General features: G+C 70.8%; 6 protein-coding genes. 1 reads left to right on the top strand and 5 read right to left on the bottom strand.

Annotation, left to right across the window (positions count from 1 at the left end; all coding sequences use genetic code 11):
• Nucleotides 1-315: 315 nt before the first annotated feature.
• Nucleotides 316-609, bottom strand: coding sequence for a transposase (locus AB0442_RS19755; protein WP_366164239.1), 294 nt, complete (start codon nt 607-609; stop codon nt 316-318).
• 205 nt (nt 610-814) lie between these two features.
• Here AB0442_RS19755 and AB0442_RS19750 point away from each other — a divergent pair, with 205 nt between their 5' ends.
• Nucleotides 815-1,294: a hypothetical protein gene (locus tag AB0442_RS19750; protein ID WP_366164238.1), complete on the top strand. Its 480-nt coding sequence runs from the start codon at nt 815-817 to the stop codon at nt 1,292-1,294.
• A gap of 435 nt (nt 1,295-1,729) precedes the next feature.
• Here the strand turns inward: AB0442_RS19750 and aspA are convergent, their stop codons facing one another.
• The 4 genes from aspA to AB0442_RS19730 all read right to left on the bottom strand — a co-directional run bounded on the left by aspA (nt 1,730) and on the right by AB0442_RS19730 (nt 6,463).
• Nucleotides 1,730-3,139 carry an aspartate ammonia-lyase gene (gene aspA, locus AB0442_RS19745; RefSeq protein ID WP_366164237.1) on the bottom strand — a complete coding sequence of 470 codons (1,410 nt, stop codon included), beginning with the start codon at nt 3,137-3,139 and terminating at the stop codon, nt 1,730-1,732.
• A gap of 40 nt (nt 3,140-3,179) precedes the next feature.
• Entirely contained in the window at nt 3,180-4,196 is a 1,017-nt protein-coding gene (locus AB0442_RS19740; protein WP_366164236.1) for an asparaginase, read from the bottom strand.
• 99 nt (nt 4,197-4,295) lie between these two features.
• Nucleotides 4,296-5,735 carry an amino acid permease gene (locus tag AB0442_RS19735; RefSeq protein WP_366164235.1) on the bottom strand — a complete coding sequence of 480 codons (1,440 nt, stop codon included), beginning with the start codon at nt 5,733-5,735 and terminating at the stop codon, nt 4,296-4,298.
• The gene (locus AB0442_RS19730; protein ID WP_366164234.1) at nt 5,732-6,463 is read right to left on the bottom strand and encodes a FadR/GntR family transcriptional regulator; all 732 of its coding nucleotides are present in this window, start codon (nt 6,461-6,463) and stop codon (nt 5,732-5,734) included. The genes AB0442_RS19735 and AB0442_RS19730 overlap by 4 nt, the downstream gene beginning before the upstream one ends.
• Nucleotides 6,464-6,472: the final 9 nt, after the last annotated feature.

The following is a 6,472-nucleotide window of genomic DNA, read 5'->3' as shown; positions in this document are numbered from 1 at the left end:
AACCGGAGTCCAGCACGAACAGCACCTCGGGGTCGCCGTCGAGCCACTGCCCGGCCTCGCGGAGCCGTTCCAGCAGGTCGCGGACCTGGACGGCGGTGACCTCGGTCGCGTCGTCGCCGGGTCCGGCCGGACCGCGTCGAGTACCCCGGTCCACGACGAGCGGCCACTGCCCAGCGCGGCGGCGACCTGGTACGGCCAGCCGGGAATCGTCTGCCGGACGCCGTCGCACCGGCACGCCCGGTGGCAGTGCAACCGCTCCGGTGAGCACTCCGCGTCCGGCCGAGGCCACGACGTCACGTCCAGTGCGATCGAGATCTACCGATCCGTTCCGCGCGGCAACTCCAGTCCGACCAGGGCCAGTTGCAGCCGTTCGACGTCGATCCGGCCGTTCGCCAGGGCGTCGTACATCGCCCCGTGCCCGCGCCGGTGCACCGCCTCCAGCGACAGTTCCGGCAGCGACACCACCGGCCCGTCCGCGCACAACACCGCGTCCACCAGCTCGAACAATGCATCCGCGCGGCGGGGCAACGCCGCATACAACTCCATCCGAAAGGAGGACAGTTCGGTCAGTACCGACCGGTCGACGGCTGCATGCACCACACTGGACACCGACGACCTCCGACCCGTTGTGAGACTCGACATCACACAGCGTGAACCGGAGGTCGTCACCGTTTCCGGTGAATCCCCATGTGGGTGAACGGATCGCACATCCTGGCGGTCACGGAAGGTTAAAACTCAAGCTGAGCCGTGCCGGGGCCGAGCTCTCAGGAAGGAGGCCCGCGATGACTCCCCGTACACCCCGCACCGGATCGCGGTGGCCTCCGCCGACGAGATCCGCCGGCTCAACGCCGCCACCGCGCGGACCGACGCCTACCCGTACCCGACCGATGTCCACCACACCATCGGCGCGCTCGCCGGGCTGCTCGAGCAACTGCCCCGCGCACTGCACCAACTGGCCGCCGGGTTGAACGCCGTGCCCGCCCAACACCTCGCCCTGCACGACGATCCGCCCGTACCCACCCGGCGCCGGGAAGCCGTCACCGTGGCACTCGGCGAGGCCGTTCGGTCGATCGACCGGGCGAGAGCAAAAGGCCCATCAGTTCCTCCCGGGCTGATGGCATCATGGCGGGAGGCTGCCCTCGCCGCCGGCATCGGACCGGAGCAGCGTGAGCAGGTCGCCACCGCCCTGCGGGCCGGCGTGTATCGCATGCCCGACGGCCTACCGCAGCGGCTGAGCCCCCGTCAGCCAAACACCCAATCCGTCATCTCGAAACGCCGAGGTCAGTATCGGTGACACGGCAGGGATTCAGGGTCAGTGCGATCCAGTGGGCCTCCAAGGTGGGCAGGGAAGCACCCCAAGACCCTGCGCCGCGCCGCCCTCGCCATCACGTCCACCTCTTCGGCCACCTCCTCAAGGAGTCCGCAGGCGACGCCGTCGAGGCTCTCGACAGCACTCGATTCGGCAGACCGGAAAGATCGGCCTATGCCTGGGCGGTCAGCCACCAGCCGGGGACACCGCCCGGTGTTCGGCCGCCCGGGAGCGAAGCGCCGAGGCCACGTGGCCGGGGCAGCGGTTCGGCGTGGAGGCAGGTGTGGTGGCCGAGTTCCGGCAGGGCGGTGAACAACCCCGCCGCTTCTCCTTCGATCGCCGCCCGGGTGGCGCCTGCCTCATCCGTGACGCCTCCACCGAGACCCTCGACGACTGCTGCTACCCCTACTGCGCCCGTCGTCAGGCCAGGGCTGCGCCGGTCCCCGCGAGCACCTCGGGCCGGAGCAGGGCGGCGAGCGTCCCGGCCGGGAGCAGGCCCTTTTCCAGGACGAGTTCGGCCACGCCCCGGCCGCTGGCGAGGGCTTCCTTGGCGATGTCGGTGGCGGCCGTGTACCCGATGTGCGGGTTGAGGGCGGTCACCAGGCCGATGGAGTTCTCGACGGTCGCACGCAGCACCTCGGTGTTGGCGGTGATGCCGGTGACGCAGCGCTCGGCGAGGGTGCGGCAGGCCGCGCTCAGGTGGGTGATGGACTCCGACAGCGAGTGGAGGATGATCGGCTCGAAGGCGTTGAGCTGGAGCTGGCCGGCCTCGGCGGCCATAGTGACGGCGACGTCGTTGCCGATCACCTCGAAGGCGACTTGGTTGACGACCTCGGGGATCACCGGGTTGACCTTGCCGGGCATGATGCTCGAACCGGCCTGCACCGGGGGCAGGTTGATCTCGCCGAGGCCCGCGCGCGGGCCGGAGGACAGCAGGCGCAGGTCGTTGCAGGTCTTGGACAGCTTGACGGCGATGCGCTTGAGCACGCCGGACATCTGGACGAACGCGCCGCAGTCCTGGGTGGCTTCGACCAGGTTGGCGGCGGTGACCAGGGGCAGCCCGGTGATGTCGGCGAGGTGGCGGCGGGCGGACTCGGCGTACCCGGCGGGGGCATTGAGGCCGGTGCCGATCGCGGTCGCGCCGAGGTTGATCTCGTGGATCAGCTCGACGGCCTCCGCGAGCCGGCTGCGGTCCTCCTCCAACATGACCGCGAACGTCGAGAACTCCTGCCCGAGCGTCATCGGCACGGCGTCCTGCAGCTGGGTGCGGCCCATCTTCAGCACGTCGCGGAACTCGACGGCCTTACGGGCGAAGGCGTCCTGAAGGACGGTCATCGCGTCGAGCAGGCCGCGCACCGCGTAGACGGTCGCGATCTTGATGGCGGTCGGGTAGACGTCGTTGGTGGACTGGCCGAGGTTGACGTCCTCGTTGGGGTGCAGGTGCCGATACTCGCCCTTGTCGTGGCCGAGCAGTTCCAGTGCCCGGTTGGCGACGACCTCGTTGGCGTTCATGTTGGTCGAGGTGCCGGCGCCGCCCTGGATGACATCGACGACGAACTGGTCGTGGAGCCTGCCGCCGCGGATCTCGCGGCAGGCGGCGACGATCGCCCCGGCCTTCGCGGGTTCCAGCAGGCCGAGTTCCTCGTTGGCGAGGGCGGCGGCCTCCTTCACGGCGGCCAGGGCGTCGATCAGGTGCGGGTAGGCGGAGATGGGAGTGCCGGTGATGGGGAAGTTCTCGGTGGCGCGCAGGGTGTGGACGCCCCAGTAGGCGTCGGCGGGGACGTCGCGGTCTCCGAGCAGGTCGTGCTCGCTGCGGGTGGCGGCGGTCATGGGTGTGCGGGTCCTCTTCTTCCTGGAGTGGCGGGTCGGGTCACGCGGGGGCGAGCAGGGCCGACGGGTCCAGCGCCGCCACCGGTCGGACGCCGCCGACGGATCGGTCGCCGCCGGTCGCCGGCTCTCCCCCGAACCCGGTGAGCAGCCGCGGATCGACTCCCGCGAGGGCCAGCGCGGCCGTCGCCACCGGAACGCGCGCCCGGTTCGCGCCGTCGGCGATCTTCACGGCGACGGCGCGGCCGTCCGGCAGCGCTGCGATCTGGACGCCCTCGAAGCCGTCCTTGGCGAGCAGTCCGGGCACCGCTCGCATCAGCGCGGCCACGTCCCGCCCGGCACCGGAGGCCATCTCCGGGTGCCCGCGCAGCGCTTCCGCCACCCGGAACTCGGGCGTGCCCGGCGCCGCCGCGGCGATCCGGGCGGCGGCGCGGGCGAGGCCGTGCAGGGAGACGGCGAACAGCGGGGTGCCGCAGCCGTCGACGGTGACGTGCGCGATGCGCTGGCCGGTGAGCTCCTCGACGACCTCGGCGATGGCCGTCTGGATCGGGTGGGCCGGGTCGAGGTAGGTCTCCGGAGGCCAGCCGTTGAGCGTGCAGAGGTAGAGCATCGCGGCGTGCTTGCCGGAGCAGTTCTGGGCGAGCCGGGAGGGCGGGCGGCCCTCGCGCACCCAGTCGTCGCGGACGGCTTGACCGTACGGCAGGTCCGGCACGTTGCGCAGGTCGTCCTCGGTGAGGCCGGCGAGCGCCAGAATCCGCCGGGTACCGGCGAGGTGTCGCTCCTCGCCGGAATGGCTGCCCATCGCGAGGGAGAGCAGGTCGCCGTCGAGCGGAAGCCCCGCCCTGACCATGGCGACGGCCTGGAACGGCTTGAGGGCCGACCGCGGGTAGCAGGCCGCCTCGATGTCGCCCAGGCGGAACCGGACCCTCCCGTCGCCGCCGAGGACGACGACGGAGCCGTAGTGGACGCCCTCGACCACACCGCCCCGGGTGACGTGGGCGACGGGCACGTGGCGGGGCTCGCGGATCGCGGGCGCGTCCGCGAGGGGACTGCTGAGCATGACTGCCTCGATCGGTGGTGGATGGGGCTGCTGACCTGCGGGCGGCGGGCCGGGCGAATTGCGGCGGGTCCACGGGGGTCCCGAGGCCGCCCCCGGGTTTCAGCCGTCGGCTCCGGCGGCGGCACGCGCGATGCGCCCGCGGATCGCGTACCAGCCGGCGACCAGCACTGCGGCGATCAGCGGAACGCACAGCACGGTGGTGCGCCCGGGGCCGCCGTCGGCGTACATGAGGACCAGGACGGAGGCGAGGAAGGCCAGGGTCACGAGTTCGGTCCAGGGCGAGCCGGGCAGGCGGTAGTCGGGGCGGGTCAGTTCGCCGGCCCTGGTCCTACGCCAGAACAGGAGGTGGCAGACCATGATCATGCCCCAGGTGGCGATGATGCCGATCGCCGCGAGGTTGAGCACGATCTCGAACGCGTCGGCGGGGACCACGAAGTTGAGGCCCACCCCGAGGACGCACATGCCGCTGGTGAGCAGGATGCCGCCGTAGGGGACCTGAGTGCGGCTCATCCGGGCGGTGAAGCGCGGGGCCGATCCGTTGACGGCCATGGAGCGCAGGATGCGGCCGGTGGAGTAGAGGCCGGAGTTGAGCGAGGACATCGCCGCGGTGAGGACGACCAGGTTCATCACGTTGCCGGCCGCCGGGACGCCGATGTGGGAGAGCACGGTGACGAAGGGGCTCTGGCCGGAGGTGTATTTGTTCCACGGCATCAGCATCGACAGCAGCAGTACCGAGCCGACGTAGAAGAGGCCCACGCGCCACATGATCGAGTTGATCGCCTTCGGCATGACCTTCTCGGGGTTCTCGGTCTCTCCGGCCGTCACGCCGACGAGTTCCACCGAGGCGTAGGCGAAGACGACGCCCTGGATGATCAGCAGCATCGGGAGCAGGCCGTTGGGGAAGACGCCGCCGTTGTCCACGATCAGGGACGGGCCGGGGACGGCGCCGTCGACGGGGTGCCGGGTGACCAGCAGGAAGATCGCGATTCCCATGAAAACGACCAGCGCACCGACCTTGACGATGGCGAACCAGAACTCCAGCTCGCCGAAGATCCGCACCGAGATGAGGTTCACGGTGAGGACCACGGCCAGGGCCACGAGGGCGATCACCCACTGCGGGACCCCGGAGAACAGGTGCCAGTAGTGGGTGTACGTGGCCACCGCGGTGATGTCGGCGATGCCGGTGGTCGCCCAGTTGAGGAAGTACATCCACCCTGCCGCGTACGCGCCCCTCTCCCCCAGGAACTCCCGTGCGTACGAGACGAAGGCGCCGGAGGACGGCCGGTAGAGGACGAGCTCGCCGAGCGCGCGCACGACGAGGAATGCGAAGACGCCGCAGACCGCGTAGGCGACGAACAGGGAGGGACCGGCGTCGGCGAGGCGTCCGCCCGCGCCGAGGAAGAGGCCGGTGCCGATCGCTCCGCCGATGGCGATCATGTTGACGTGGCGGGGTTTCAGGGACTTGCTGTAGCCGGTGTCCCCGGCGTCGACGTGACGGGTCGTGGGGCGCTTCTCGTCCTTGAGGAACTGCTCGCTCACGCCTCGGGTATGCCTTCCGTGGTGGACTCCGTGCCCCTGGGGCGCACGATGTCGGTGAGGGTGGTCTCGACCTGGCGGAGGTGGTGGGACATGGCCTCCACCGCGTCGTGTTCGGAACCGTCGACCAGGGCTTCGACGATCGCCCGGTGCTCGCAGTTGGACTGCGTGCGCCGGCCGCCGAGTTCGTTGAGGAAGGTCGACTGACGCGCCAGTGCGTCGCGGATCTCCTCGATCACCCGGCGGAAGACCGGGTTGCCGGAGGCCTGCGCCACCGCCAGGTGGAAGACGGTGTCCAGCGCGACCCAGGCGGTGGTGTCGGTCTCCTGCTCCATCCGGTCGAGCAGGTGGGCCAGCTGGTCCAGGTCCTCCGGCGTGCGGCGCAGCGCCGCGTAGCCGGCGACCGGGATCTCGACGTGGCGGCGCACCTCCAGGAGGTCCCTGGCCGCGTAGTCGCCGAAGGTGGGGTCCTCGACCGTGTTCGCCACGACGAAGGTGCCCTTGCCGGTCTTCGAGACCGTCAGGCCCATCGTCTGCAGGGCGCGGAGCGCCTCCCGCAGCACGGGTCGGCTGACTTCCAAGGTCCGGCACAGCTCCGCTTCCGAGGGGAGCTTGTCCCCCACGGCGTACTCACCGCGCTCGATGGCGCTGCGCAGGTGGCCGAACACCGCTTCCATCGCGCTGATGCGCCGCGGACCGCCGCCACCTGTCTGGCTGTCTGACAGGTTCACGGGCTGATC

The organism is Kitasatospora sp. NPDC085895, assembly GCF_040702125.1.
GTDB lineage: Bacteria > Actinomycetota > Actinomycetes > Streptomycetales > Streptomycetaceae > Kitasatospora > Kitasatospora arboriphila.
This window is presented reverse-complemented; position numbering and strand designations above follow the sequence as displayed.

What these genes read in the sequence shown, in the direction of transcription:
- aspA (WP_366164237.1), bottom strand. Translation starts at nt 3,139, where the DNA reads ATGACCGCCGCCACCCGCAGCGAGCACGACCTGCTCGGAGACCGCGAC.
- AB0442_RS19740 (WP_366164236.1), bottom strand. Translation starts at nt 4,196, where the DNA reads ATGCTCAGCAGTCCCCTCGCGGACGCGCCCGCGATCCGCGAGCCCCGC.